This is a genomic window from Kitasatospora sp. NPDC056181 (assembly GCF_042266225.1).
Lineage (GTDB): Bacteria > Actinomycetota > Actinomycetes > Streptomycetales > Streptomycetaceae > Kitasatospora.
On the sequence record NZ_JBHJUK010000016.1, the window covers coordinates 34,511 to 60,830 of the forward strand.

The following is a 26,320-nucleotide window of genomic DNA, read 5'->3' on the forward strand; positions in this document are numbered from 1 at the left end:
ATGAGACCGGTGCGGACGGCGGGGCCGGCGGCTCTCGCGGGGTCACCGGCGGCGGGGCCCCGCGTCACCTGGGCCACCTCCCGTCGCCGCGGTCCACGGGAAGGCGGGTGCCGGCGGCGGCGAGCGCGGCATCGGCCGCGGCGTGGCCGCTGCGGACGGCGCCCTCCATGGTCGCGGGCCACCCGGTGGCCGTCCACGCGCCGGCCAGCAGCAGGCCGGGGACCTTCGTCCGGGCGGTCGGGCGCAGGGCCGCGGTGCCCGGCGCCGGGTCGAACGTGGCGGTGCGCTCGCGGGTGACGAAGAAGTCGAGCACCTCGGCCCCGCCGGCGGCGGGGAGCAGCCGGGCCAGCTCCGGCAGGTAGCGGCGGCGCAGCTCCGCGACCGGCAGGTCGATCTCGTCCTGGACGGCGGACTGCGAGAGCGCCAGGTACTGGGCGCCGGGGTGGGCCCGGCCCAGCTCGGTGCCGGCCAGGCCGGAGTGCGCGGTGCGGTCGAAGACCCACTGAACCGGCGAGCCGAGCGCGGCGAAGAAGGGGCGGCGCAGCACCTTGCGGTCGTAGACGACGTGCACGTTGAGGATCGGCGCGGTGCCGAAGCCGGCGAGCCGGTCCTGGCCGTCGACGGCGTCCGGCGGCAGCAGGGCGGCCGCGGTGTCCTGGGCGCCGGCCAGCACCACGGTGTCGGCGGTGAGGAGCTCGCCGCCCTCCAGCCGGACGGCGTGCTGCGGGCTGGCGGGCTTGAGCTCGGCGGCGCGGGCGCGCAGCAGCACCTTGACCCCGGCGCGCTCCAGCTCGGCGAGCGCCCGGTCGTGGTGGATGGTGCCGAGCGGGACGGCGGCCGTGCCGATGTCGGAGGCCCCCGGGTCGGAGAGCAGGCCGGTCTTGAAGACCATCGCGGCCAGCGCCAGCGACACCTGGTCGGCGCGGGCGTTCAGGGTGGCGACGCCGACGAGGTCCCAGAGGGCCGCGATGGTCCGCGCGTTCTGCCCGTTGCCGCGCAGCCAGTCGCCGAACGAGACGGCGTCCAGCGCCGGGTCGGCGAGGTCGAGGCCCTGGAGGGCCAGTGCGCCGCGGACCACCCGGGCCCGGTCGGCCGGGCCCAGGTGCGGGTAGCGGGCCAGGCTGCCCGCCAGGTGCAGCGGGACGGGCAGGCCGGCCCGGCGGAGCCGGCCGAGCGTGCGCACCGGCGCCCCGGCGGGCCCGGAGACCCCGAGCACCGGGACGTCGAGCCGGTCCTGGAGGTGGACCAGCCGGGCCGCGCCGAGCCGGTCGAGCAGGCCGCGGTAGGCGGTGCAGCAACGCAGGTAGACGTGCTGGCCGTTGTCGACGGTCAGCTCGCCGCGCTGGAAGGAGAAGGCCAGCCCGCCCAGCCGGGGGCGGCCCTCGACCAGGGTGACCCGGTGGTCGGCCTCGGCCAGCCGCAGCGCGGCGGTGATGCCCGCCAGGCCGCCGCCGACCACGACGGCGGCCGGGCGCGCGGCATCGGCTCGCCCGGTCATCGGCCCTCCCCCTCGTGTCCGGCGCCCGGCCTCGTCCCGGCCGGGGCGCTCGTGGTCGACTTCGTGTCCGTCACGGTGGACAACACCGGCCCACCCATCAGTGATTCCCCGCTGACACAGCGTGACAGAACTGTCGTGAGAATCAAGAACGCCCCCCGGCGAGCCCGGAAAGGGCGACGTACGCCTTCTCCCAGCCCGGCAGTGAGACCCGGCCGCGCAGGACCGACTCCGGGTCGGCGGCGATCCGGCCGAGCAGCCGGTGGTAGATGCCGGCCATCGCCGCGGTGCACGCCCGGCTGCGGCGGTCCAGCATCGGCAACAGCCGCAGGCCCTCCTCGAAGGCCGCCTGGGCCCGCGCGGCCTCGAACGCCACCAGACCGGTGAAGTCCGCGCCGACCGGCGGTTTGGGCAGCGCGAAGCCCTGCTCGCAGCCGAACCGGACGAGGTCCTCGGCGGGCAGGTACGTCCGGCCGTTCAGGGCGTCCTCGCGCAGGTCGCGCAGGATGTTGGTGAGCTGGAGGGCCAGGCCCAGGGTGTCGGCGTACTGCGCGCCGCGCTCCGGGTCGTCGCAGCCGTACACGCCGAGCGAGAGCCGGCCGATCGCGCCCGCGACGCAGCGGCAGTAGACCTGGAGCTCCTCGTACGTCTGGTACTCGGCGCCCTTGAGGTCCATCTCGACGCCGTCGATCAGCTCGTCGAAGCCGCCGAGCGGGATCGGGAAGCGCCGGGCGGCGTCCGCCAGGGCGACCTTGATCGGGTCGGTGTCGTCCTCGGCGACCCGTCCGCCGCGGACCTCGTCCAGCAGCTCGCGGGTGCGCAGCAGCGCCTCGGCCTTGCGGTCGTCGGGGAGGTCCCCGTCGCCGATGTCGTCGACCCGGCGGGCCAGGGCGTACAGGGCGGACATGGCCAGCCGCTTCGGCTCCGGCAGCAGGCGGATGCCGTAGCTGAAGTTGCGGGCCTGCAGTCCGGTGACCGCCTCGCAGTACCGGTACGCCGCCATGACCTGTGCCGACGCCAGTGGTGATGCCGCCACTCGGGCGTTCACCTTCCCTTCGCGAAGATTGCCGCCGCCTTCGCTGCGAGGCGGCGCTTGTCCGGCTTCGCCTGCTGGGCGAGCACGTCGTACCCGGCGTCCTCGATGGCTGCCAGGGCCGCGTACCCGCCGGCGGTGAATCCCGCCAGGAGCAGTCGGAGCCTCCCCCGAACCGTACCTACCAATGGCGCGCCGCGGTCGAGCAGGGTGCGGGCCCGGGCGGCCTCGAAGGCGATCAGCTCCCGGACGGCGCCGTCGGCGCTCGGGGCGGCGAGGTCGTCCTCGGTGACGCCGAACCGGGCCAGGTCCTCGGCCGGGAGGTAGATCCGGCCGCAGGCGAGGTCCTCGGCGACGTCCTGGAGGTGCTCGACCACCTGGAGGGCGGTGCAGACGGCGTCGGAGAGTTCGATCCGTTCCGGGGTGGAGACGCCCGCGATGGACAGCACCAGGCGGCCCACCGGGTCGGCGGAGAGCGTGCAGTAGTCGAGCAGGTCCTGGTAGGTGGCGTAGCGGGCGGTGGTCTGGTCCACCCGGTTGGCCTCGATCAGCCGGCGGAACGGCTCCGGGGTCAGCCCGTGCCGGTCCACCAGCGGGACGAGGGGGCGCATCAGGGGGTGTCTGGGGGCCTCGGCGGTGCCGGGGTGGAGGGCGGCCTCGAACACCCGGTCGAGGTCCTGTTCCAGCCCGTCGAGCAGTGCGAGGCGGAAGGCCGTCTCGGCCGGACCCGGCGGGCCGGGCTGGGCCGAATGAGTGACCGCGGGGTCGTCCCCGGGGGTGCCGGGGGGCCGCTCGTCGATCCCGAGCAGGCGGGCGGCGGCGGCCGGGTCGGCCAGGTCGCCGTCGCCGACGTCGTCCACCAGGCGGGCGAAGCCGTAGACGGCCATCAGGTCGCCGCGCCAGGCCGCGGGCAGGAAGAAGGGGGCGACCGGGAAGTTCTCCGCGCTCGCCTTGTCCAGGGTCACCCCCGCTGAACGGTCCACTGGCTCACTACTGGGCTGGGCCGAAGCCGACACTGATGTCACTCCCCCGTTCTACACCGCTCGGTACGACCGGCCCGAGTCGGACACGCGTCCGATACCGGGAGTCCCGTCCGGCACACCACCCCCGCGACTTACAGCCTTGCACCACCGGCCGCGCCGGGAAAGAGCGCCCCACCCGGCGCGCGGGGCGCTCACCCGCCCGGCGGCGGGCCACCCGGGGCGCCCCGGGGGTGCGCAGGGGCGCACGAAGGGGGCGCTCCGGCAGCCTGCGGGCCGTTCGCGGGGCATGACGGGGGCATCACGGGGGCGCGGGCCGGGGAGGCCGGGTCCCGGCCTCCGGAGGGCCGGGGAGACGGCACGGAGCCCGCGGCGCGGGCCGGGGAGGGGCGAGGGCCGGGAGGACCGGGCCGGGCACGACGGAGGGCCGGCGGCCGGGCTGCCCCGGACCACCGGCCCTCCGTCGCGGACGGGAAGCCGTTACGGCCGCTCGCCGCGCTCGTAGCGGCCCACGACCTCGTCGGTCGGACCGTCCATCACCAGCTCGCCGGCCTCGATCCAGATGGTCCGCTCGCAGACCTCGCGGATCGAGTTGTTGTCGTGGCTGACCAGGAAGACCGTACCGGCGGACCCGCGCAGCTCGTCGATCCGCTTCTTGCTGCGCTGCTGGAACGCCTGGTCGCCGGTGGCCAGCGCCTCGTCGATCAGCAGCACGTCGTGGGTCTTCGCCGCCGCGATGGAGAACCGCAGGCGGGCGCCCATGCCGGAGGAGTAGGTGCGCATCGGCAGGGAGATGAAGTCGCCCTTGTCGTTGATGCCGGAGAAGTCGACGATCTCCTGGTAGCGCGCCTTCACCTGGGCGGGCGTCATGCCCATCGCCAGGCAGCCGAGGATGACGTTGCGCTCACCGGTGAGCTCGTTCATCAGGGCCGCGTTGACGCCCAGCAGCGAGGGCTGGCCGTTGGTGTAGATGCCGCCCTTCTCGGTCGGCAGCAGACCGGCGATGGCCGCGAGCATGGTCGACTTGCCCGAGCCGTTGGAGCCGATCAGGCCGATCGCCTCGCCCTTGTAGGCGGTGAAGCTGATGCCCCGGACCGCGTGCACCTCGCGCACGCCGGCGCCGCGCTTGCGGCTGAGGATGCGGCTCACCGCGGAGGTGGCGCTGCCCTTGCCGGAGCCGGCGCCGTGCACCCGGTAGACGATGTGCACGTCGTCGACGACGACGGTGGGTTCGCGGGCCACGTCGGTGTCCTGCACGGACCGGCCCTTTCGCAGGTCGGTGTCAGCCACGGCCGTACTCCTCCTCGGCCTTCCAGAAGAAGACGTATCCGATCACGAACATCGCGATGGCCCAGCCGATGCCGTAGAGCCACTGGTGCGGCGGGAGCACCTGGTGCTGGGGGATGTGCTTGTTGTAGATGACGGGCGCGAAGGCGTGCCGGACCAGGTCCATGTAGACCGACGCCGGGTTGAGCTGCATCACCTTCTGCCAGACCGGCGGCCAGCCGTTGATCTTGTCCTGGATGCTGAACATCACGCCGGACAGGAACATCCAGGCCCGCATCGCGAACGGGATGAGCTGCGAGATGTCGCTGGTCTTGGCACCGATCCGCGCCATGACCAGGGCCACGCCGGTGTTGAACATCGACTGCAGGAGCAGCGCCGGGAGCACCGCCAGCCAGGTCCGGCCCGGGGAGATCCCGCTGGCCAGCACCACACCGACCAGCACCACCATCGAGATCATCAGCTGCTGGAGCTGGATCACGGTGAAGGCGATCGGCAGCGAGGCCCGCGGGAAGTGCAGCGCGCGGATCAGGCCGAGGTTGTCGGAGATCGCCCGGGTGCCGGACTGGACCGCGTTCTGGGTGAACTGGAAGACGAAGACGCCGATGCAGAGCCAGGCGGTGTAGGTCCCGGCCGGGAAGCCGTCCTTGCTCTTCAGGATCACACCGAAGACCAGGTAGAACACCGCGCAGTTGAGCAGCGGGGTCACCACCTGCCAGAGCTGGCCGAGCTTGGCGTCGGTGTACTGGGCCACCAGGCGGGCGGTGGCGAAAGCCCAGATGAAGTGCCGCCGGGCCCAGAGCTGCTTGGTGTAGGCGATGAGCCCCGGCCGTCTGCCGCTCACTGCCAGACCGTACTTGTCCGCAAGCTGCTTGGGGGTCAGGCCCGCGTCTGCCCCCCTCGGGGCTGAGAGGCTGACGGGTTCACTCACTGTCGACACATTCGTCCTTCGCGCGGGATCGGGTCGGGGCGGGCCGGTCGGCGGGGGTCCGCCGGCCTTGCGCCGAGGGGGATCCACTGGGATCACGGGGGGAATCCGGCCGGTGTGTGGCCACCGGCCGCAGCGATCGGCCGACCGCACGGCCGTGCAACCGTGCGGTCGGCCGGCCGTGTGGTCATCGGACAGGTCAGATGACCGGTGGCCGGCCCAGCCTGGTCAGTCGCCAAACGGTACGCCATCGCATGGGCCGCCGCGTACCGCAGGGTTCGCGCCAGCCCGCCCGGAACCCGCCCCACCAGGCCTTGAGCGCCTCCGCGGAGGGGCGGCGGGCCAGGGTGAGCAGGAACCAGGTTCCCAGGTAGAGAGGCACGAACAGGGCCGGAAGGTTCCGTCGGGCGAGCCAAACCCTGTTGCGGGCCACGTTGTGGAAGTACGAGGCGTGCCGGGCGGGCGAGGTGGTCGGGTGGTGCAGGACCACGTCCGCCCGGTAGTCGATGGCCCAGCCGGCGTCCAGCGCGCGCCAGGCGAGGTCGGTCTCCTCGTGCGCGTAGAAGAACTCGGCGGGCAGCTGGCCGGCCTGCTCGAACACCGCGCATCGCACGGCGCTGGCACCGCCCAGGAAGGTGGTCACCCGGGAGGAGCGCAGCGGGTCGCTGGCGCGCAGCCGGGGGACGTGCCGGCGCTGGGTGACGCCGGTGTCCGGGTCGGCGATCCGGAAGCTGACGATGCCGAGCTCCGGGTCGCCGGTGAACGCCTCGCGCAGCAGCCGGGCGGAGTCGGTGCCGGGCAGCCGGCCGTCGTCGTCCAGGAAGAGGACGGCGTCGACGTCCCGGCCGTCCTTGCCGAACAGCTCGATGCCGACGTTGCGGCCGCCCGGGATGCCGAGGTTCTCCGGCAGCTCGACGGCCCGCACGTCCGCCGGGAGCGCCGGCAGCGGGGCGCCGTTGGCGACCACGGCCAGCTCCACCGCGGGGCCCTCCTGGGCGCGGACGGACTCGATCAGGGCGTTCAGCTCGTCCGGGCGGTTGCCCATGGTGATGATGACCGCGCCCAGCCGGAAGGTGTCGGAGGCGCCCGCCCGGGTGGGCTCCGTCACGGCGCTCACCGGAGCCTGCTGGACAGGACGATGCTCAGCAGGTGCAGCACGGTCTGCAGCATGGCGATCGCGGCCAGGACGACCACCGCGATCCGGGTGAAGAAGAGCCCGCCGTGCACCGTGTCCGCGACGCCCGCGGCGAGGATGAACAGCGAGGCCTCGACCGCGCCGACCAGCCGGTGGAACTTGAGCAGCGACGCCGCCCGGCGGGCCTTGGCCACGCCGGCCGAGCGCGGCACCGAGGCGCTGTCCTCGACCGCCGTCATCCCGCTGCGGGCACGGGCCACGTCGACCAGGTCGGTCTCGGACTTGATCAGGATGGCGCCGAGCGCGGCCAGCGTGCCGAGGAAGGCCCACTCCCAGTGGGAGCCGCCGCCCTCGCGGTGCAGCAGGTCGGTGGCGCGCAGGCCGAGACCGGTCAGCAGCGCCGCCTCGGACATGTAGTGGCCGACCCGGTCCAGGTAGACGCCGGTGAGCGAGGTCTGCCGGCGCCAGCGCGCCACCTCGCCGTCGACGCAGTCCAGCAGCAGGTAGACCTGGATGAGCAGGGCGCCGAGGACCGCACCGGCCAGACCGGGGACGACCAGCGCGGCACCGGCCAGGATGCCGGTGAACATCATCAGGTAGGTCAGGCCGTTGGGCGTGATCGCCGTGACGGTGGAGAGCACGCGGGTGATCCGCAGCGAGATCTTCCGCATGTAGAGGCGGCCGGCCCAGTGCTCGGCGCTGCGGCGCTGGAGCATGCCCTCCGGGTGGATCACCGCGCGCAGCTCCTCGATGGAGGGGCGGCGGGTCAGGTCCACCGGGGCCGGGGAGGAGCCCTTCGTGGAGGGCTCAGCTGTTGACGGCTTGGACATAGTCGGCGTACGCGTCCCTGATTGCGGAAGGGGAGAGGTCGAGGTGTTCAAGGATGGTGAAGCGGCCCGGACGGGTGTTCGGAGCGTAGTGCACCGCCTCGGTGAACTCCGCCTCGGTGAAGCCGATCTGAGCCGCGGTCACCGGCAGTCCGTGGCGCGCCAGGCGCTCCACGATCAGACCGGTCAGCTCGTGTTCGCCCCGCAGGAAGCTGGCGAAGGCCGCCCCGAGGCCGACCTGTTCGCCGTGCTGGGCGGACCGCTTCGGATACAGCACGTCGAGGGCATGCGAGATCTCGTGGCAGGCACCCGAGGAGGGTCGGGTGCTGCCCGCGATGTTCATCGCGATGCCGGACAGTACCAGGGCTTCCGCGAGTGCCGTGAGGAGGTCCTGATCCTGAAGGTTTCCTGGGTGGCGCAGCAGGTTCTCGCCCGCCGAGCGGGCCATCGCCACGGCCAGTCCGTCCACCGGCTCGCCGGTCTCGGCGTGCGACAGCTCCCAGTCGGCGCAGGCCGAGATGTTGGAGACGACGTCGCCGATGCCGGCCGCCACGAAGCGCGGCGGGGCCTGCCGGATCACGTCCAGGTCAACCACGATGCCGATCGGGCCGGGCACCCCGTAGGAGCCCCGGCCGGCGTCGTTGTCGAGGGTCGAGACGGGCGAGCAGATGCCGTCGTGGGCGAGGTTGGTGGCGACCGCGACCAGCGGCAGGCCGACCCGGGCGGCGGCGTACTTGGCGGCGTCGATGATCTTGCCACCGCCGAGGCCGACGATCGCGTCGTAGTGCCCGCCGCGCATCGCCTCGGCCAGCCTGACCGCGCTGTCCAGGCTGCCGTCGTCCACGTTGTACCAGTCGGCGCCGGGCAGGGCCGGCTCCAGCCGCTCCCGCAACACCGCGCCCGAGCCGTTGCTGATCGCCACCGCGATCCGGCCCGAGGCGGACAGCCGCTGGTCGGCGAGGATGCCGCCGAGCGAGTCCAGTGCCCCGGAGCGGATCTCGACGAAGACCGGCGACGGCACCAGCCGGGTCAGTACTGGCACGCGATCTCCCGCGCCTTTGCCAGGTCCTCGTGGTTGTCGACCTCGACCCAGGAGACCTCGCCGATCGGCTGCACGTCGATCCGCAGGCCGCGGTCGACCATCTCCTGGTAGCCGTCCTCGTAGTACAGCTGCGGGTCGCGCTCGTAGGTGGTGCGCAGCGCGTCGGTGAGGTCGGCGGCGGCGGCCGGGTTGATCACGGTGACGCCGATGTACTCGCCGGTCGCCTCGGCCGGGTCCATCAGCTTGGTGATGCGGCGCATGCCCGTGGCCGGGTCGACGACGACCTTCATCTCCTCGTCGGCGAGCTTCTTCACCGTGTCGAGGGCGAGCAGGATGCCGGGCTCGCGGCCCTCGGCGGCCAGCCGGGCGTTGCCCTCCAGCATGGTGCGCTGGACGGAGGCCGGGTGCACCGTGTCGCCGTTGGCGAGCAGCAGGCCCTCCGTGAAGAGCTCGCGGGCGCACCAGAGGGAGTAGGCGTTGTTCCACTCCTCGGCCTTGTCGTTCTCGACCAGGGTGAGCTTGACGCCGTACTTCTGCTCCAGCGCCGCCTTGCGGTCGTACACCGCCTCCTTGCGGTAGCCGACGACGATCGCCGCCTCGCGCAGGCCGACCTCGGCGAAGTTGCCGAGGGTGAGGTCCAGGACGGTCCGCTCCCCGTCGACCGGCACCAGCGCCTTCGGCAGGGTGTCGGTGTACGGGCGCAGCCGGCGGCCGGCGCCGGCTGCCAGAACGAGGCCGATCATGCGGGGGTCTCCTGATCCGTCGTGCTGTGCTGGTCCGGGCGTGCCGGTCCGCGGGACTGTGCGCTGCCGCCAGCCGTCCGGGGTGGCACGCCGATGCCGGTGAGGATGCGGGCACCGTGTCGTATGTGATGGTAGGCGACCGCGGCGACCGGCCCGAACGCGGCCGGGGGCTGCCGGCGGGCCCGCGACGGCCGCGGGCGCGGCGCTCGTGGAGAACCGGTGCCGCCGAGGTGTCGGTTCTCCGTCCGTACACCGCCGATTCGAACACCCGGCGAACGAATCCCGAACGGGTCTGCCATTCCGGCGCCCATTCCGACACCAGGAATGGGCGGGGAACGGTCATGATCCGCCCGGTTGTGCGTGGGACCCCTGCGGACCGCCACCCGTACGGCAGACTGGGGCCCGACGCCACCGGTGCTCCCATTGCCCCCGAAAGAGGCCTCATGCCCCAGAGTCTGCCGACCAACCCGACGCACTTCACCTCCGAGATCGACACCGGTCTCGACGTGGAGACCGACGTGACGGCCGACGCGACGTCCACCCCCGGGGCCCCGGCCGGGGCGTCCGCGGGGACCGGGATCCTGCTGGAGCTCGTCGACGACGAGGGCGTCACGATCGGCACCGCCGAGAAGCTCTGGGCCCACCAGCAGCCGGGCCGGCTGCACCGGGCGTTCTCCGTGTTCCTCTTCGACCGGCAGGGCCGGCTGCTGCTGCAGCGCCGCGCCCTGGGCAAGTACCACTCCCCCGGCGTCTGGTCGAACACCTGCTGCGGCCACCCGTACCCCGACGAGCCCCCGTTCGTCGCCGCCGCCCGGCGCACCGCGGAGGAGCTGGGCGTCGCACCGGCACTGCTCTGCGAGGCCGGCACCGTCCGGTACGACCTGCCGGACGAGGCCTCCGGCCTGATCGAGCGGGAGTGGAACCACCTGTTCGTCGGCCTGGTCACCGCGCCGGCCGAGCCGAACCCGGAGGAGGTGGACGACGTCGCCTTCGTCACCGCGCAGGAGCTGCGGGAGCTCCAGGCGGAGCGGCCGTTCTCGGTGTGGTTCCAGACGGTCTTCGAGGCGGCGCTGCCCGGCATCCGCGAGATCGCCGGCCGGGACTGGTAGCCCGGTCGGGAGCGGTCCGGCCAGGAGCGGTCGGGAGCGGTGGCCGGTGGCCGGTCGGGACGGCCGCCCTGTCGGACCGATGTCCGGTCGAACCAGTGGCTGGTCGGGACGGTAGACGGTCGGGACGGTAGACGGTCGGACCGGTGGCCTGTTGGGGCCGGTGGCCGATCCGGGTGTCCGACCGGCGCTACTGCGCGTCCTTCCGGGGGATGGGCAGCGAGGCCCAGATGACCTTGCCGCCCTCCCCCGTCCGCTCCACGTCACAGACTCCGCCTGCCTGCAGCGTCACGCTCTTCACCAGCAGCAGCCCGCGCCCGCCGGTCCGCCCGGTGTCCGTCTCCAACGCCTTCGGCCGGTACGGGTCACCGTCCTCGACCGACACCCGCACCCAGCCGCCGCGGACCGCCAGTTCGGTGGTCACCTCCGGCGAGAGCTCGGCGGCGTGCGTCACGGCGTTGCTCACCAGCTCGGAGACGATCAGCAGGACGTCGTCCACCAGCTCCTGGTAACGCACCCCGGCCATGCCCTGGGCCAGCAGCCGGTCCCGGACCGCGTGCCTGGTCCGGGGCACCGAGGCCTCCGCCGCCGGCACCGCGAACCGCCACACCCCCTCGGCCGGCCCGGCCGCCACCCGTCTCGGTCCGGCCTCCGCCGCCCCGCTGATCTGCTCCAGCTCCACGTCCAGCCGCCCTTCGTCCGCGACCCCGGGAATCAGGCGTTCCGCTCATGGCGCCCTCGGTCCACAGAGGCTAGGAGAGCCGCCCCCGGGACCGTGGCAGCGTCGACAACTTGGCCGTGTCGGATCACTCCCGGCCGATTCCGACCGCGAACCGGTTGCAACTCGACCGCTTCTCGCCCCCTGAAGCACCGCTTCGCTCACCCTCGCGAACCATCCCTGCCACCCGGGCGATCCCCACCGGGGAAACGCAGGTGAGAAGCACTCCAGAACCCTGGTAATGTTCTCTCTGTCGCCGAGGGGGCGAGAGAAAAACCCCCGAAGCACACACCCTGTCCGGGTGGCGGAATGGCAGACGCGCTAGCTTGAGGTGCTAGTGCCCTTTATCGGGCGTGGGGGTTCAAGTCCCCCCTCGGACACCAGCGATTCCCCGCGGGAACTCGAAAGAGATCCCGCGGGGAATTTCTCGTTTTCCCGCCGACGGCCTCGGCGACGCACGCCCGGGAGTTCTGCGCGTACGCCCGGATACTTTCCGCGCTTGCCCCGGGGCTTCCGCGCCAGCTCGGGGAAGCTTTTCGCGCACGCCCCCTCGGAGCTCGGCATGCCCGCTGACCTGCGGACATGTGGGTCCGATAGTCGGACACGAGATGGCAACGATCGAACGATCTGAGCTTTATCTGAGGCTTTAGTCCGATTTCGCACCATAGTCTGCTGTGCGTTTGTCCGGGCCCCGTGCCAGGGTCCCGGACCCGGACAAGAGGTCCGGAGCCGGACAAGAGGTCCGGAGCCGGACGAGAAGCCCGACGAGACCCCGACGAGACAGAGGACCGATACGTTGAGCGCGCCTGAGCCGACGACGGCATCCCATCAGCACTACCGCCGCTCGCTCGGCACCATCAGCCTGACGGCCGTCGGGCTGGGCTCGATCATCGGGTCGGGGTGGCTGTTCGGCGCGGAGCGGGCGGCCCGGCTCGCCGGCCCGGCGTCCATTGTCGCCTGGGTGATCGGCGCGGCCGTGGCACTCACCATCGCGCTGACCTACAGCGAGCTGGGCTCGATGTTCCCCAAGGCCGGCGGGATGGTGCGGTACGGGCAGTACTCGCACGGCTCGCTGGCGGGCTACCTCGCCGCCTGGGCCAACTGGATCGCGATCGTCTCGGTGATCCCGGGCGAGGCGACCGCCTCGGTGCAGTACATGAGCTCCTGGCACTTCGGCTGGGCGAAGGGCCTGTACGACGGGCAGGAGCTGACCCTCAGCGGGGTCGCACTGGCCAGCGTGCTGCTGGTCGGGTACTTCGCGCTGAACTGGTTCGCGATCACGCTGTTCGCCAAGACCAACACCGCGATCACCGTCTTCAAGGTCGTCGTCCCGACGCTGACCGCAGGCGCCCTGCTGCTGGCGCACTTCGACACCGCCCACTTCACCGACCACGGCGGCTTCGCCCCGAACGGCTGGAGCGCGGTGTTCACCGCCGTCGCCGTCTCCGGCATCGTCTGGGCGTTCAACGGGTTCCAGTCCCCGCTCAACCTGGCCGGCGAGGCGCGCAACCCCGGTAAGTCGCTGCCCAAGGCGGTCATCAGCTCGATCCTGATCGCCCTGGTGATCTACGTCGCGCTGCAGGTCGCCTTCCTCGGCGCCGTCCCGACCGCCGACCTGTCGGGCGGCTGGAGCGGCCTCGGCTACACCTCCCCGCTGGCCGACCTGTCGATCGCCTGGGGAATGAACTGGCTGGCCCTGCTGCTCTACGCGGACGCCTTCGTCTCCCCCAGCGGCACCGGCATGATCTACGCCGCCACGACCTCGCGCATGATCCACGGCGTGCAGGAGAACGGCCACCTGCCGAAGCTCTTCGGCCGGGTGGACCCCAAGACCGGCATCCCGCGCCCCGCGCTGCTGCTCAACCTGCTGATCGCCTTCCTCTTCCTCGCCGTCTTCCGCGGCTGGGGCTCGCTCGCCGAGATCGTCTCGGTCGCCACCGTGATCTCGTACATCACCGGCCCCGTCGCCGTGATGGCGCTGCGCCGCCTGGCCCCCGAGCTGCCGCGCCCCGTCCGGCTGCGCGCGATGCCGGTGATCGCCCCCGTCGCCATGGTCTTCGGTTCCCTGGTGCTCTACTGGGCCCGCTGGCCGCTGACCGGCAAGGTCATCCTGCTGATGGCCGCCGGCCTGCCGATCTGGGCCTGGTACGAGCTGCGCAAGCCGTGGGCCGAGCTCAAGCCGCACCTGCGGGCCGGCGCCTGGATGATCGCCTACCTCTTCGTGATGGCCGCCGTGTCCTGGGCCGGATCCACCGACTTCGGCGGCCAGGGCTACCTGCCGGAGGGCTGGGACCTGCTGGTCGTCGCCGCGATCGGCCTGGCCTTCTACCACTGGGGCGTCGCCAGCGCCTGGGCCAACCCGTCCCTCGCCGCCGTCAAGCACGAGCTGGCCGCCGACGCCGCGGCCGACGAGGCGACCACCGTCCCCCAGCAGGGCGGCGAGCCCTCGCGGGTCTGAGGCTGCCGACGTCCACCGTGCACAGTGCCGGCCGGGTTCGCCCGGCCGGCACTTCGTCGTTCCAGCACCCTGTCGGCGCGGCGGCACGATGGTGGGGCGGCGGGGCGGGGGCGGGGCGGGGGCGGGGGGGGGCGCGGGCCGGGGATCGCCCGCACCACACTTTGCAAAGTGCTCGGCCGAGCCCGTTCGGCCGGCTCCTCCCCAAGCAGCACGCCGAATCCACGCGGATCCGTGGGCGCCGACGCACACTTTGCAAAGTGCTCGGCGAAGGCACTTCGGCCGGCATCGCTGTCGACAGGCACGGCGGCCTCGCGCGCCCGAGAACGCCGCACCACACTTTGCAAAGTGCTCGGCCGAGCCCGTTCCGCCGGCTCCTCCCCAGGCAGCACGCCGAATCCACGCGGGTCCGGGAGCACCGACACGCACTTTGCAAAGTGCTCGACCAAGGCCGTTCGGCCAGCACCGCTGTCAGCAGGCACGGCGGCGGCGCGGGCCCAAAAACACCCGCACCACTTTGCAAAGTGTGGTGCGGGACGCGACCACTCGGCCGGCACTTCGTCGCGCCGGCACTTCGTCCCACCGTCGCGTTCGCCCACCGGTTGCGGGCGGGGCGGGGTCGGCCAGGCCGTTCCGGGCGCGACGGTGGCGCGCTCAGGCCGGACCGGGCTGGGGTGTGGCTGCCAGGGTGCGGCCCGGGCGGGCGAGGCGGGCGGCGAGGCCGAGGTGCAGCAGGGCGAGCAGGGTGCCGCCCGCGGCCATGCCGGGGTTGTGGACGGAGACGCCGATGGCCGCGTCGGCCACCTGGACCACGCCCGAGACCAGGAGCAGCGGGCCGAGGCCGCGCCCCGTCCGGCTGATCAGCAGCTGGTGCAGCACGGCGGCGCCGAGCGGAAGGGCACGGGCCGCGTAGCCCTGGGCGTAGAGCTCGGCGAGCGGGCCCGCCGGACCGGCAGAGCCGGGCAGGGCCAGCTCCGGGGAGACCAGGCCGATGACGCTGGAGGCCATGGAGAGCGCGGCGCCGGCCGCATTGGCGATCACCAGGGCGCGCATGCCCCGGCCGGTGGCCGAGGTGGAGGAGGGGGCGGAGCGACGCAACATCGAATCTGACCTCGAATCGTTCGAGTCGTGAATGGTTTCTGCATGCTAGCGTTCCATGCGTGAACGATGTCAACCCCTCTCCGCTGACGGCCTCCGTCGTCTTCCGGCTCGGCACGCTCGGCAGCGTCGTCACGGCGCGGTTCACCGAGGCGCTGGCCGTGCTCGGGCTCAAGCCCAAGCACGTCGGCCTGATGGTTGCGCTGGAGTCCGGCGCGCCGCCGTCCCAGCTGGAGCTGGCGCGGACCATGGCGGTGGCGCCCAGCCTGGTGGTCTCGCTGGCCGACCACCTGGAGCGGATCGGTGCACTCGACCGCGTCCGGGACCCGGCGGACCGGCGGCGGCAGGTGCTCGCGCTCACGGACGCCGGGCGGGCCCTGCTCGCCGACTGCACGGCGCTCGCGCACCGGCTGGACGCCGAGCTCACCGCCTCGCTGGACGGGCCCGAGCGGGAGGCGCTGCGGCGCGTGCTCGGAGTGCTCGGCGCGGAGGCGGGCCTGCCGACGCGGGACTGAGCACGGCGCCCGGGACGTGCCGGAGGGACGTCCCGGAACGCCGAAAGCCGCGCGGCCCAGGAGGCTGCGCGGCTTTCGGTGCGGATACGTGCGGGGTGGGTGTCAGCCCCGGCGGGCGCGGCGGATGGCGGAGGTGACCACGGGCGGGAGGAGGTCCCCCGCGACGCGCTTGGCCACGTTGGTCGGGCGGCGGCGCTCGGCGGCGCGGGCCCGGCGGACGGCCAGGTCGCCGGCGGCCTCCTCCCGGGCGCGCAGCGCCTCGTGGCGCGCCTCCTCGGCCTCGCGGCGGCCGGCCTCGGCGGCGAGCCGGTCGTAGTGCCGCGAGGGACGGAACGGCGCGATGCCCTCGGAGCCGCCGCCGAGCCGCAGCACCTGCTGCCCGTTCAGGCTCTCCGTGGAGAGGTGGCAGCCCTCGGCCAGTCCCACCCGGTCCAGCAGGTCGCGCTGGGCGGGCTCGGGGTCGCCCCAGGTGCCGTAGAACTTGCACTCGGTGAGCACGATCGGCTTGAGGCCGTGGTTGAACACCGCCTCCCAGGTGGCGGCTGCGACACCGGGGGTGTGGGCGGAGCGGTAGTCGTCCATCACCACGACGCCCTCCGGCGCAAGCGCCACCCGGGCCACCTGGAGGTCGCCCACCACGTGCTCGTACAGGTGCGAGGCGTCTATGTGGATGAAGCGGAAGGCGCCCGCCGGGACTCGGCCGCCGGCCAGCGTGGAGGTGGGCGCCTGGATGATCTCCGGCAGCGACTTGTGGAAGGAGAGGTAGTTGGACTCGAACGCGGACCGGGTCAGCGTCTTGCGGTAGGACATGTCCATCTCGGCGGCGTTCTCGTCGTCGGGAGCGTCCGAGTCGAACAGGTCGCAGACCGTGAACGTCTCGGCGGGCTGCAGGTGGCCGCCGATCACGATCGCGCTGCGCCCCAGGTAGGCGCCCATCTCCATCAGGTCCCCGGTGACCCCCGCCTTCTCCTGGCGGGCGAGGAACCACTCGAAGAGGTGGCGGTCGTGGTCCCAGAACCAGCCGGGGACGTCATCGAGCACAGCAGGCTCGGCGGGCCGGTGCTGCTCGGCGCTCAACGTGGCGTCGCTCACGAGGTTGCTCCTTACACGCTACGGACGACCATGGGGAAACGTTCCCCGGGCACGGAAACGCTGGGGGGAGGCGGAGGCCTCCCTCCCATCATCCGGAGCAGCCGTCGGCCCGGCACGGCGAGAACCCGCTCGGTCTCGTTGCCAACGGTGGTCCCGCGCGCCCGATTGCGCTGCAATCTACCTCCCGCCGGGCGGAGTTGAGGAGGCCTTGCACCGAAAAATTCGCAGGCCCCGTGCGGGCCGCAAGCGGAGACGCGGTGCCCGGAGCGGCGCGGCGACGACCGGCCTGTGCGGCGGTCAGGACCGGGGACCGTACGGGAATCCGGCGCGCCCGCCCGGCGGAGGGCGCCACCGGGAGCGCCCGAGCACCCGGTTCGACAGCGGGGCTCCCCGCCCGGTTCCGGCCCTTGCGCCGGGTGGTCCCGGCGGCCTTGACTGGCCTTCCGACGAGCGTTGCTCATGACCCGGTCATTGGGCCGATCGGACGATCGGCCGTTCGGACGAGAGGACCAACGGTGCAGCAGGACGCGACGTACGACGTCCCGTACGCGGAGCACGGTGACCAGTACATCGACGGCGCTTGGCGGCCCGCCCTGGACAGCGGGTCGATCCCGGTGCTGAACCCGGCCACCGAGCAGGTGCTCGCCACCGTCCCGGCCGGCGGCGCGGCGGACGTCGACGCGGCGGTGGCCGCCGCCCGGAGGGCCGCCCGGGCCTGGGGCGCCACCACCCGCGAGGTTCGGCTGTCGCTGCTCACCCGGCTCCGGGACGGCCTGGCCGGGGCCCAGGAGGAGATCGCCGCCACGGTGGTCGCCGAACTCGGCGCGCCGGTCGGCTTCGCCACCGCCGTGCACGCGGGCCTGCCGCTGGCGGTCGCCACCTCCTACCTGCCGCTGCTCGCCGACCACCCGTTCGAGGAGCGGATCGGGAACTCGGTGGTGCTCGCCGAGCCGGCCGGGGTGGTCGCGGCGATCACGCCGTGGAACTACCCGCTGCACCAGATCGTGGCCAAGGTGGTGCCGGCGCTGGCCGCCGGCTGCCCGGTCGTCCTCAAGCCGGCCGAGGACACCCCGCTGGTGGCGCGGCTGTTCGCCCGGCTGGTCCACGAGGCGGGCTTCCCGGCCGGGGTGTTCAACCTGGTGACCGGCGCCGGTCCGGTGGCGGGCGCGGCGCTGGCCGCCCACCCGGAGGTGGACGTGGTCTCGTTCACCGGCTCCACCGCCGTCGGGCGCACGGTCGCGGAGACGGCCGGGCGCGGGATCAAGCGGGTGGCGCTGGAGCTGGGCGGCAAGTCCGCCAACGTGGTGCTGCCCGGTGCCGACCTGGCCCGGGCGGTCGCCGTCAACGTGGCCAACGTCTTCGCCAACTCCGGCCAGACGTGCAGCGCCTGGACCAGGCTGCTGGTGCACGAGGACCAGTGCGAGGAGGCGGTGGCGCTCGCCGCGAAGGCCGCCGCCAAGTACCTCCCGGGTGATCCGGCGGACCCGCGGACCCGGGTCGGGCCGCTGGTCAACGCCCGCCAACGGGAGCGGGTCCGCGGCTACGTCACCGGCGCGCTCGCCGAGGGTGCCCGCCTGGTCGTCGGCGGCGCGGAGGCCCCGGACGGCCTCGACACCGGCTTCTACGTGCTGCCGACCGTGCTCGCCGACGTCACCGCCGACATGACGGTGGCCCAGGAGGAGGTCTTCGGGCCGGTGCTGGCCGTCCTCGCCTACCGCGACGAGGACCACGCCGCCGAACTCGCCAACGCCACCCCGTACGGACTGGCCGGCGGCGTCTGGGCGGCCGACACCGCCACCGCCGCCGCGTTCGCCCGCCGGCTCGACACCGGCCAGGTCGACCTCAACGGCGGCCGCTTCAACCCGCTGGCGCCGTTCGGCGGTTACAAGAACTCCGGCCTCGGCCGCGAGCTGGGCCGGCACGGCCTGGAGGAGTTCCTGCAGTACAAGTCGCTGCAGTACTGAGCCGGTTGGGGACACCCGGCCGACCGGGCCCCATAAGGAAGCCCGGCCGTACCGGTGGGGCCGGCCGTTCCGGTGTGCCGGGCCCCACCGGGGAAGTCCGGCCGTACCGGTGAGGGGCCCGGGCCGGCCGGGCCCCCTCCGGTGAGCGTCAGGCCAGGTCCACGCCCGGGTAGAGCGGGAAGCCGGCGAGGAGGTCGGCGGCGCGCTTGGCGACGCCCTCGCTCAGGGCGGCGTCCAGGGTGTACTGGGCCTTGGAGGGGGCGCCGCCGGAGGTGGCGACGGGCGTGGTGCCGCGCAGCACGGTGTCGATGAGGGCGGCGACCTCGTCCATCTCGGCGGTGCCGAGGCCACGGGTGGTGAGCGCGGGGGTGCCGAGGCGGACGCCGGAGGTGTACCAGGCGCCGTTCGGGTCCTGCGGGACGGAGTTGCGGTTGGTGACGATGCCGGAGTCCAGCAGCGCGGCCTCGGCCTGGCGGCCGGTCAGGCCGTAGCCGGAGACGTCGGCGAGGACGAGGTGGTTGTCGGTGCCGCCGGTGACCAGCGTGCCGCCGCGCCGCAGCAGGCCCTCGGCGAGCGCCTGCGCGTTGTCGACGACCTGGCGGGCGTACGCCTGGAACTCGGGGCGCCGGGCCTCGGCGAAGGCGACCGCCTTGGCGGCCATCACGTGCGAGAGCGGGCCGCCCAGCACCAGCGGGCAGCCGCGGTCGACGTGCTCGGCCAGCTCGGAGGTGCAGAGCACCATGCCGCCGCGGGGGCCGCGCAGGGACTTGTGGGTGGTGGTGGTGACGATGTCGGCGTGCGGCACCGGGTCGAAGTCGCCGGTCAGCACCTTGCCCGCGACCAGGCCGGCGAAGTGCGCCATGTCGACCATCAGGGTCGCGCCGACCTCGTCCGCGATCTCGCGCATCTTGCGGAAGTTGACCAGCCGCGGGTAGGCGGAGTAGCCGGCCACCAGGATCAGCGGGCGGAACTCACGGGCGGTCTCGCGCAGCGCGTCGTAGTCGATCAGGCCGGTGGCCGGGTCGGTGCCGTAGCTGCGCTGCTCGAACATCTTGCCGGAGATGTTGGGCCGGAAGCCGTGGGTGAGGTGGCCGCCGGTGTCCAGGGACATGCCGAGCATCCGCTGGTTGCCGAGCTCGTGGCGCAGCTCGGCCCAGTCCTGCTCGGTGAGGTCGTTGACGTTGCGGACACCGGCGCGCCGGAGCGCCGGGCTCTCGACCCGCTGGGAGAGGACGGCCCAGAAGGCGGTCAGGTTGGCGTCGATGCCGGAGTGCGGCTGGACGTAGGCGTGGTCGGCGCCGAAGAGGGCGCGCGCGTGCTCGGCGGCGATGGTCTCGACGGTGTCGACGTTGCGGCAGCCGGCGTAGAAACGGCGGCCGGCGGTGCCCTCGGCGTACTTGTCGCTGAGCCAGTTGCCCATGGTGAGCAGGACGGCCGGGGAGGCGTAGTTCTCACTGGCGATCAGCTTGAGCGAGGCGCGCTGGTCCTCGATCTCCTGGCCGATGGCGGCGGCGATCCGCGGCTCGACCTCGCGGACGGAGTCCAGGGCACTGCGGAAGGCGGTGTTGGCGGTTGCGCTGGCGGTCGTGTGCGGGGCCAAGGCGGTCTCCTCGTGACGAGTTCGGACGGCCCAGGCGCTCGGCAACTTCGACGTGAGGATCCACGGAGCCGCTTCCCGATGGTTGATTCCATCCGTGCGCGCCAGTCGCGGCTCACCGGGATCGTACCAACACCGGACGGGGTGTGGCGGAGATCTCAGAATGCGGGACGGGCCCCGGCTTTTGCCCTGCTATGTCCGTTCTTCTGCGACGGCAGCATTGCGGCGGAATGAAGCCGTCACATTTCCCGAAACACTGCGCATGAGTTCGGGCCGGAATGATTTGCGGAAGTCCGTCGATGTCCGGTCTGATGGCGTTCGGCCGCCCACCGGGAAACCCCCGGAGGGGAGGTCCGGAAATGCACACCAGCGCACCCTCACCCACGGGGCGGCGGAGAATTCGGGGAGTACGCCTCTCATGGCAGTGGTCGAGACAGCCGCAGAGCCGGCCGGGGCGACGCGCCCGGCCGCACCCGCCCCGCAGGGCCTCCTGCGCCGGATCCGCCGCGACCGGGTCGGGACCGCCGCCCTCGCCGTCGTCCTGCTCTTCCTCCTGCTCGCGCTCGCCGCGCCACTGATCGCCGCCCTGTACGGCAGGAACCCGGTCGAGCACTACGGCCAGAACACGCCCGGCCTGCTCAGCGACGGCGGACTGCCGATCGCCCCCAACGGCGGGATCTCCGGCGACTTCTGGTTCGGCCTGGAGCCCGGGCTCGGCCGGGACGTCCTCACCCAGCTGCTCTACGGCATCCGCACCTCGCTGCTGATCGCCTTCGCCGCCGCAACCGTCACCACCACCCTCGGGGTGCTGGCCGGCGTCGCGGTGGGCCACCTCGGCGGGATCACCGACCGGCTCTTCGGCTTCCTCTCCAACGTCCTGCTGGCCTTTCCGACGGTGCTCCTGCTGCTCGCGCTCAGCCCGGTCATCCAGTCCCGGCTGGTCGACCCGGGCCGTGCGGAACCCGAGTGGATGCAGTTCCTGGTACTGGTCCTGGTGTTCTCCGCATTCGGCTGGATTCCGCTCGCGCTTTCCCTGCGCGCCTCCGTCCGGTCACTTCGGGAAAGGGATTTCGTGCAGTCCGCGCGGGCCCTCGGCGCGAGCGGTTTCCATATCGTTTTCCGCGAACTCCTGCCGAATGTCCGGGCGCAGCTGCTGGTGCACACCACGATGGCGGTGCCGACGTTCGTCGCCACCGAGGCGGTGCTGTCGTTCCTCGGGGTCGGCATCAACGAGCCCGTCCCGGACTGGGGCCGGATGATCGCCCGCGGCTCCGAGGTCTTCCGGGCCGACCCGACGTACATGTTCTTCCCGGGTGTGGCACTGCTGCTGTTCGTGCTCGCCTTCAACCTGCTCGGCGACGCCGTCCGGGACGCGCTGGACCCGCGCGCCACCCGCTGACCCCTTCGCCGTCCCGCCCTCCCCCTCTCTTCCCCTTCCTTCCCCCTCACCTGGCCGTCCCGTGTTCCCTTCACCTAGCCGCCCCGTGCCCCGGGGCAAGGAGAGATTCGCCATGCGCTGGATCAAACCGTCCCTCGCCGTCGTCGCCACCGCGCTGCTGGCGAGCTCCTGCTCGGCCGGCGCGGGCTCCACCCCCGGCCCGGGCACCGCCGCCAAGGACGCCTCGCCGCTGACCGCCGCGCTCGGCACCGAGAAGGAGAGCGCCGGCCCGGCCCCCGCCGTCCCCGGCGCCCGCCCCGGCGGCACGGTGAACGTCTACAACACCACCGACTTCCGCCACCTCGACCCGCAGAAGGTCTACGCGGGCGCCGCGTACAACGCCTCGCTGCTCTGGGGCCGCCAGCTGACCCAGTACCAGGTGGTGGACGGCAAGGCCAGGCTGGTCGGCGACCTCGCCACCGACACCGGCACCTCCAGCGACGGCGGCCGCACCTGGACGTACCGGCTCAAGGAGGGCGTGAGCTGGGAGGACGGTCAGCCGATCACCTCCCAGCAGGTCAAGTACGGCATCGAGCGCAGCTTCGGCAAGGGCTACGAGGTCGGCCCGCCGTACTGGCCGCAGTGGCTCACCGGCGAGGCCGGCTACGACGACGCCCGGAAGAAGTACGGCGGCCCGCAGGACGGCGACCTCGCCGCGATCGGGACGCCGGACGAGCGCACAATCGTCTTCCACTTCCCGCAGCCGCAGGCCGACGTGCCGTACATGGCCGCGCAGTCCTCCTCCTCGCCGGTGCGCAGGGACAAGGACACCGGGACGGAGTACGACCGGCTGCCGTTCGCCAGCGGCCCCTACCGGATCGCCGAGCACGTCCAGAACACCCGGCTGGTGCTGGAGCGCAACCCGCACTGGAAGGCGGAGACCGACCCGATCCGCAGCCAGTACCCGGAGAGGTTCGTCTTCACCTTCGGCAAGGAGGCTCTCAACATCAACCAGGAGATCCTCTCCGGCCGCGACGGCGGCGCCGACGCCACCACGGTGTCCACGCAGCTCTCCCCCGAGCTCTACCAGACCGTGGACACCGACCCGAAGGCCAAGGAGCTGGTGGTCTCCGGCCGGCAGGGCGCCTTCGTCACCCAGCTGGTGATCAACAACGAGCGGGTGCCGGACGTCGAGGTCCGCAAGGCGCTCCACCTCGCCTACCCCCGCCAGCAGGCCCGCCAGGTCCAGGGCGGCAGCCGGGTCGGCGAGCTCGCAACCACGCTCAGCTCGCCCGCGCTGGTCGACTGGCAGAAGTACGACCTGTACCCGGCGAAGCCGGAGGGTGACCCGGAGGCGGCCAGGGCCGCCCTCGCCAAGGCCGAGCAGCCGCCCGCCCCGCTCACCTACGCGTACGCCAACACGCCGGTCGGGCAGCGCGTGGCCCAGGTGCTGGTCGAGGGCTTCGCCAAGGCCGGCATCACCATCGTGCCCAAGCCGATCGACCCCAAGGCGCTGCTGGACGAGGCGCACCGCGCCGACTCCCCGTACGACCTGTTCGAGGAGACCTCCTCGGTCGACTGGCCGACCCCGTCCACGCTGGTCCCGTTCTCCTTCGACGGCCGTGCCAACAGCGACCTCAACGCCGCCCGCTACCGCAACGGCGAGGTGGACAAGGAGATCGACCGGATCAACCAGATCGGCGAGCCGCGCGCCAAGGCCAAGGAGCTGTACGGGCTGGAGCAGACCGTCATGAAGGACGTGCCGGTGCTGCCCTTCGCCTACCCGACCATGAACCAGCTGCGGGGCGCCAACGTCGGCGGCGCGTTCGTCCACCCGATCTACGGGTCGGTGAGCCTCTCCTGGCTGTACCTGAAGTCCTGACCCACGAGGTCCCGACCCCGGCTTCCCGACCCCGAGGTCCCGGTCCACGAGGGCCAACCCCCGGGGCCCCGAACCCGAGGCCCCGATGCCCCGAAGTCCTTTGGCGGCCCCTCCTGTTGCCCGCAGGCGGGGCCGTCACCCCGACGCACCCCGATTCGGACCGGCCATGCTCTCCTTCGCCCTGCGGCGGACCCTCCAGGCCCTCGCCGTCCTGGTCGCGGTCTCCGCCGCCGCCTTCGCCCTCTTCTACGCCGCCCCAGCCGACCCGGCCCGCGCCGCCTGCGGCCCGCGCTGCGACTCCGGCCAGGTCGCGTCGGTCCGCCAGAGCATGGGCCTGGACCAGCCGCTGCTCACCCAGTACACCGACTACCTCGCCGGAGTGGTCGCCGGGCGCGACGTCAACGACGTGGACGGCTCGGTGATCCACTGCGATGCGCCCTGCCTCGGCTACTCCTACCGGCTGCACCAGCCCGTCACCGAGGCGCTGGTCGACCACCTGCCGGTCACCTTCTCGCTGACCGCCGGCGCACTCGCCGTGCTGGTGCTGCTCGGCCTCGGCACCGGCTTCGTCTCGGCGCTGCGCCACGGGTCCCGGACGGACCGGCTGCTCTCCGGCTTCACCCTGATCGGCGCCAGCGTGCAGATCTACTTCCTCGGCTACGTCGCCCAGTGGGCACTGGTCTACACCACAGGACTGCTGCCGCTGCCCTCCTACACCCCGCCGGCCAAGGACCCGGCCGCCTGGGCCGGCGGGATGCTGCTGCCCTGGCTCGTCCTCGGATTCGTCAACTCGGCGGTGTTCGCGCGCCTTTCGCGGTCCCAGCTGCTGGAGACGATGAACGAGGAGTACGTCCGGACCGCACGCGGCAAGGGCCTCGGCCGGCTGCGCGCCCACCTCAAGTACACCTCGCGCGGCGCAGCCGGACCGCTGGTGCAGCTGCTCGGTCTGGAGGCCGGCGCGCTGCTCGGCGGCGCGGTGGTCACCGAGACCGTGTTCGGGCTGAACGGCGTCGGGCGGTTCGCCGCCGACGCGGTCGAGGGGCAGGACCTGCCGGCGGTGGTCGGCGCGGTACTGCTGGCCGCCTGCTTCGTGGTGCTCTTCGTGGCACTGGCCGACCTGGTGGTGGCCTGGCTCGACCCGCGCATCCGCCTCGGCTGACCCGCCCCGGCCCCCGGCCCGGCCCCGGCCCCGCGGCCCTCCCACAGCCCCCTGGCGGCCGCCCTGCCGCCCTGCCGCCCTGCCGCCCGCACCGGCCCCGACTGGAGCTCACCATGACACCCGTGCTCAGCGTCCGCGACCTGTCCGTCACCTTCGCCGACCCGCGCGGCGGCGCACCCGTGCACGCCGTCCGCGGCCTCTCCTTCGACCTGGCCCGCGGCGAGGTCCTCGGCCTGGTGGGCGAGTCCGGCTCCGGCAAGTCCGCGACCGGACTCGCCGTCCTCGGCCTGCACGACCCGCGCACCACCACCGTCACCGGCTCGATCCGACTGAGGACGTCAGGGCTGGGGGCGTCGGGGCCGGGGGCGTCGGAGGCGGGGCCGGGGCCGGGCGGGCAGGAGCTCGTCGGCGCGGACGAGTCCATACTGCGCGAGGTGCGCGGCGGCCGGGTCTCCCTGGTCTTCCAGGACGCGCTCACCTCGCTCAGCCCGTTCCACGGCGTGGGCGCGCAGCTGGCCGAGATGTACCGGCTGCACCACCCCGGCGCCGGCCGCGGCGAGGCCCGGCAGCGGGCCGCCGCGATGCTGGACCGGGTCGGCATCCCGGCCGGCCGGGTCCGCGACTACCCGCACCAGTTCTCCGGGGGCATGCGCCAGCGGGTGATGATCGCGATGGCCCTGATGAACGAACCCGACGTCCTCATCGCCGACGAGCCCACCACCGCCCTCGACGCCCGCGTCCAGCGGCAGGTGCTCGACCTGCTGGGCGAGTTGCAGCGCGAACACGGCACGGCGGTCCTGCTGGTCAGCCACGACCTGGGCGTGGTCGCCGGAACGACCGACCGGACGCTGGTGCTGCGCGACGGGAGGCGGGTGGAGTCCGCGCCCACGGCCTCGCTGCTGGCCTCGCCGCAACACCCTTACACCCGGGCCCTGGTGGGCGCCGCCCTCACCCGGGAGAGCGCCCCGGGAACGCCACTGCCGACGGTTGACGACCCGTCACTCTCCTTCGCCTTCCGGGACCGGACGGCTCCGCCGGCGGACCGGTGGCTGGTCGAGGCCGAGGACCTCTCCGTCCGCTTCCCCGGCCGGCGACGGTTCCCCGGGCGACCCGGCGAACCGATCCGGGCGGTGGAGGGCGTCACCCTGCGCATCGCCCCCGGCGAGACCCTGGGCCTGGTCGGGGAGTCCGGCTCCGGCAAGTCCACCACCTCCCGCGTGCTGGCCGGCCTCCAGCCCGCCACCGCCGGCCGGATCCGGTACGACGGCGTCGACGCCACCGCCCCCGACCGGGCCCTGCGGCGGCGGCTCAGCCGCGAGGTCCAGCTCGTCTTCCAGGACCCGTACGCCTCGCTCAACCCTCGCCGCACCGTCGCCCAGACGCTCGACACGCCGCTGCGCCTGCACACCGCGCTCACCGCCGAAGGACGACGCGAGCGGTCCGCCGAGCTGCTGGAGCAGGTCGGCCTGTCCGCCGACCACCTCGACCGCTACCCGCACGAGTTCTCCGGCGGCCAGCGCCAGCGGATCGGCATCGCCCGCGCGCTCGCCCCGTCACCCCGGCTGATCATCGCGGACGAGCCGGTCTCCGCACTGGACGTCTCGGTGCAGGCCCAGGTACTCAACCTGCTGATGGAACTGCGTGAACGGCTCGGCGTCGCCTTCCTCTTCGTCTCGCACGACCTCGCGGTCGTCCGGCACTTCTGCGACCGGATCGCCGTGATGCACCGCGGGCGGCTGGTGGAGTCCACCGACCGCGACCGGCTGTTCGCCGCCCCGCACACCGACTACACCCGGGAGCTGCTGGCCGCCGCGCACTGAGGGTGTGTCGCCGCCTCCCCCCGGACCACTGCGCATACGATCGGCTACCGGCAGTGAGCGCCTCCGTCC

The 26,320-nt window shown here is 73.0% G+C and carries 21 protein-coding genes, 1 tRNA gene and 1 riboswitch; of the genes, 9 read left to right on the forward strand and 13 right to left on the reverse strand.

Annotation, left to right across the window (positions count from 1 at the left end):
* Positions 1-64: 64 nt before the first annotated feature.
* From hpnE to ACFC1F_RS09525, 9 genes are all read right to left on the reverse strand, one after another.
* Positions 65-1,498, reverse strand: coding sequence for a hydroxysqualene dehydroxylase HpnE (gene hpnE, locus ACFC1F_RS09485; protein WP_376156817.1), 1,434 nt, complete (start codon positions 1,496-1,498; stop codon positions 65-67).
* Between the two features lie 142 nt (positions 1,499-1,640).
* Positions 1,641-2,498: a presqualene diphosphate synthase HpnD gene (gene hpnD / locus ACFC1F_RS09490; RefSeq protein ID WP_209409914.1), complete on the reverse strand. Its 858-nt coding sequence runs from the start codon at positions 2,496-2,498 to the stop codon at positions 1,641-1,643.
* A gap of 41 nt (positions 2,499-2,539) precedes the next feature.
* A complete protein-coding gene (gene hpnC, locus ACFC1F_RS09495; protein ID WP_376156818.1) occupies positions 2,540-3,511 on the reverse strand; it encodes a squalene synthase HpnC in 972 nt (323 codons plus the stop codon).
* A gap of 477 nt (positions 3,512-3,988) precedes the next feature.
* The gene (locus ACFC1F_RS09500; protein ID WP_307852851.1) at positions 3,989-4,798 is read right to left on the reverse strand and encodes an ABC transporter ATP-binding protein; all 810 of its coding nucleotides are present in this window, start codon (positions 4,796-4,798) and stop codon (positions 3,989-3,991) included.
* Positions 4,791-5,732 carry an ABC transporter permease gene (locus tag ACFC1F_RS09505; RefSeq protein WP_148641624.1) on the reverse strand — a complete coding sequence of 314 codons (942 nt, stop codon included), beginning with the start codon at positions 5,730-5,732 and terminating at the stop codon, positions 4,791-4,793. Before ACFC1F_RS09505 ends, ACFC1F_RS09500 begins: the two co-directional genes overlap by 8 nt.
* 187 nt (positions 5,733-5,919) lie before the next feature.
* Complete coding sequence (locus tag ACFC1F_RS09510) at positions 5,920-6,765, reverse strand: glycosyltransferase family 2 protein (protein WP_209409918.1); 846 nt, start codon at positions 6,763-6,765, stop codon at positions 5,920-5,922.
* A 68-nt stretch (positions 6,766-6,833) separates the two neighbouring features.
* The gene (locus ACFC1F_RS09515; protein ID WP_209409920.1) at positions 6,834-7,571 is read right to left on the reverse strand and encodes a CDP-alcohol phosphatidyltransferase family protein; all 738 of its coding nucleotides are present in this window, start codon (positions 7,569-7,571) and stop codon (positions 6,834-6,836) included.
* Positions 7,572-7,662: 91 nt separating this feature from the next.
* Complete coding sequence (locus ACFC1F_RS09520; protein ID WP_209408572.1) at positions 7,663-8,724, reverse strand: iron-containing alcohol dehydrogenase family protein; 1,062 nt, start codon at positions 8,722-8,724, stop codon at positions 7,663-7,665.
* Positions 8,712-9,467 (reverse strand): sugar phosphate nucleotidyltransferase, encoded by a 756-nt coding sequence (locus tag ACFC1F_RS09525; protein ID WP_376156821.1) that lies wholly within the window; start codon positions 9,465-9,467, stop codon positions 8,712-8,714. Before ACFC1F_RS09525 ends, ACFC1F_RS09520 begins: the two co-directional genes overlap by 13 nt.
* A 443-nt stretch (positions 9,468-9,910) precedes the next feature.
* Here ACFC1F_RS09525 and idi point away from each other — a divergent pair, with 443 nt between their 5' ends.
* Complete coding sequence (gene idi, locus ACFC1F_RS09530; protein ID WP_209408578.1) at positions 9,911-10,576, forward strand: isopentenyl-diphosphate Delta-isomerase; 666 nt, start codon at positions 9,911-9,913, stop codon at positions 10,574-10,576.
* A gap of 187 nt (positions 10,577-10,763) precedes the next feature.
* Here idi and ACFC1F_RS09535 read toward each other — a convergent pair whose 3' ends face one another.
* A complete protein-coding gene (locus ACFC1F_RS09535) occupies positions 10,764-11,249 on the reverse strand; it encodes an ATP-binding protein (RefSeq protein WP_245204013.1) in 486 nt (161 codons plus the stop codon).
* A gap of 337 nt (positions 11,250-11,586) precedes the next feature.
* On the opposite strand from ACFC1F_RS09535, the gene ACFC1F_RS09540 reads away from it, so the two are divergent.
* Both ACFC1F_RS09540 and ACFC1F_RS09545 read left to right on the forward strand, forming a co-directional pair.
* A tRNA-Leu gene (locus tag ACFC1F_RS09540) sits at positions 11,587-11,674 on the forward strand.
* A 413-nt stretch (positions 11,675-12,087) separates the two neighbouring features.
* Entirely contained in the window at positions 12,088-13,749 is a 1,662-nt protein-coding gene (locus ACFC1F_RS09545; RefSeq protein WP_376156823.1) for an APC family permease, read from the forward strand.
* Between the two features lie 651 nt (positions 13,750-14,400).
* Here the strand turns inward: ACFC1F_RS09545 and ACFC1F_RS09550 are convergent.
* The gene (locus tag ACFC1F_RS09550) at positions 14,401-14,847 is read right to left on the reverse strand and encodes a hypothetical protein (protein ID WP_376156825.1); all 447 of its coding nucleotides are present in this window, start codon (positions 14,845-14,847) and stop codon (positions 14,401-14,403) included.
* 59 nt (positions 14,848-14,906) lie between these two features.
* Between ACFC1F_RS09550 and ACFC1F_RS09555 the strand changes: the two genes are divergently transcribed.
* Positions 14,907-15,359 carry a MarR family winged helix-turn-helix transcriptional regulator gene (locus tag ACFC1F_RS09555; RefSeq protein WP_209408587.1) on the forward strand — a complete coding sequence of 151 codons (453 nt, stop codon included), beginning with the start codon at positions 14,907-14,909 and terminating at the stop codon, positions 15,357-15,359.
* Positions 15,360-15,461: 102 nt separating this feature from the next.
* Here the strand turns inward: ACFC1F_RS09555 and ACFC1F_RS09560 are convergent, their stop codons facing one another.
* The gene (locus ACFC1F_RS09560) at positions 15,462-16,451 is read right to left on the reverse strand and encodes a class I SAM-dependent methyltransferase (protein WP_376156827.1); all 990 of its coding nucleotides are present in this window, start codon (positions 16,449-16,451) and stop codon (positions 15,462-15,464) included.
* 515 nt (positions 16,452-16,966) lie between these two features.
* Between ACFC1F_RS09560 and ACFC1F_RS09565 the strand changes: the two genes are divergently transcribed.
* A complete protein-coding gene (locus ACFC1F_RS09565; RefSeq protein ID WP_376156829.1) occupies positions 16,967-18,415 on the forward strand; it encodes an aldehyde dehydrogenase family protein in 1,449 nt (482 codons plus the stop codon).
* A gap of 148 nt (positions 18,416-18,563) precedes the next feature.
* Here the strand turns inward: ACFC1F_RS09565 and ACFC1F_RS09570 are convergent, their stop codons facing one another.
* Complete coding sequence (locus ACFC1F_RS09570; protein ID WP_376156831.1) at positions 18,564-20,015, reverse strand: glycine hydroxymethyltransferase; 1,452 nt, start codon at positions 20,013-20,015, stop codon at positions 18,564-18,566.
* A 21-nt stretch (positions 20,016-20,036) separates the two neighbouring features.
* A riboswitch (ZMP/ZTP riboswitch) is annotated at positions 20,037-20,134 on the reverse strand.
* A gap of 296 nt (positions 20,135-20,430) precedes the next feature.
* Here ACFC1F_RS09570 and ACFC1F_RS09575 point away from each other — a divergent pair.
* From ACFC1F_RS09575 to ACFC1F_RS09590, 4 genes are all read left to right on the forward strand, one after another.
* Positions 20,431-21,411, forward strand: a complete 981-nt coding sequence (locus ACFC1F_RS09575; protein ID WP_376156832.1) for an ABC transporter permease — start codon at positions 20,431-20,433, stop codon at positions 21,409-21,411.
* 112 nt (positions 21,412-21,523) lie between these two features.
* A complete protein-coding gene (locus ACFC1F_RS09580; protein WP_376156833.1) occupies positions 21,524-23,272 on the forward strand; it encodes an ABC transporter substrate-binding protein in 1,749 nt (582 codons plus the stop codon).
* A gap of 166 nt (positions 23,273-23,438) precedes the next feature.
* Positions 23,439-24,431 carry an ABC transporter permease gene (locus ACFC1F_RS09585; RefSeq protein WP_376156835.1) on the forward strand — a complete coding sequence of 331 codons (993 nt, stop codon included), beginning with the start codon at positions 23,439-23,441 and terminating at the stop codon, positions 24,429-24,431.
* A 113-nt stretch (positions 24,432-24,544) separates the two neighbouring features.
* Positions 24,545-26,251, forward strand: a complete 1,707-nt coding sequence (locus ACFC1F_RS09590; protein WP_376156836.1) for a dipeptide ABC transporter ATP-binding protein — start codon at positions 24,545-24,547, stop codon at positions 26,249-26,251.
* Positions 26,252-26,320: the final 69 nt, after the last annotated feature.

Excerpts from the sequence above, each read along its gene's own strand:
- hpnE (WP_376156817.1), bottom strand. The coding sequence starts at position 1,498 with ATGACCGGGCGAGCCGATGCCGCGCGCCCGGCCGCCGTCGTGGTCGGC.
- hpnD (WP_209409914.1), bottom strand. The coding sequence starts at position 2,498 with ATGGCGGCGTACCGGTACTGCGAGGCGGTCACCGGACTGCAGGCCCGC.
- ACFC1F_RS09510 (WP_209409918.1), bottom strand. The coding sequence starts at position 6,765 with ATGGGCAACCGCCCGGACGAGCTGAACGCCCTGATCGAGTCCGTCCGC.
- ACFC1F_RS09515 (WP_209409920.1), bottom strand. The coding sequence starts at position 7,571 with ATGCTCCAGCGCCGCAGCGCCGAGCACTGGGCCGGCCGCCTCTACATG.
- ACFC1F_RS09525 (WP_376156821.1), bottom strand. The coding sequence starts at position 9,467 with ATGATCGGCCTCGTTCTGGCAGCCGGCGCCGGCCGCCGGCTGCGCCCG.
- idi (WP_209408578.1), top strand. The coding sequence starts at position 9,911 with ATGCCCCAGAGTCTGCCGACCAACCCGACGCACTTCACCTCCGAGATC.
- ACFC1F_RS09550 (WP_376156825.1), bottom strand. The coding sequence starts at position 14,847 with ATGTTGCGTCGCTCCGCCCCCTCCTCCACCTCGGCCACCGGCCGGGGC.
- ACFC1F_RS09575 (WP_376156832.1), top strand. The coding sequence starts at position 20,431 with ATGGCAGTGGTCGAGACAGCCGCAGAGCCGGCCGGGGCGACGCGCCCG.
- ACFC1F_RS09580 (WP_376156833.1), top strand. The coding sequence starts at position 21,524 with ATGCGCTGGATCAAACCGTCCCTCGCCGTCGTCGCCACCGCGCTGCTG.
- ACFC1F_RS09585 (WP_376156835.1), top strand. The coding sequence starts at position 23,439 with ATGCTCTCCTTCGCCCTGCGGCGGACCCTCCAGGCCCTCGCCGTCCTG.
- ACFC1F_RS09590 (WP_376156836.1), top strand. The coding sequence starts at position 24,545 with ATGACACCCGTGCTCAGCGTCCGCGACCTGTCCGTCACCTTCGCCGAC.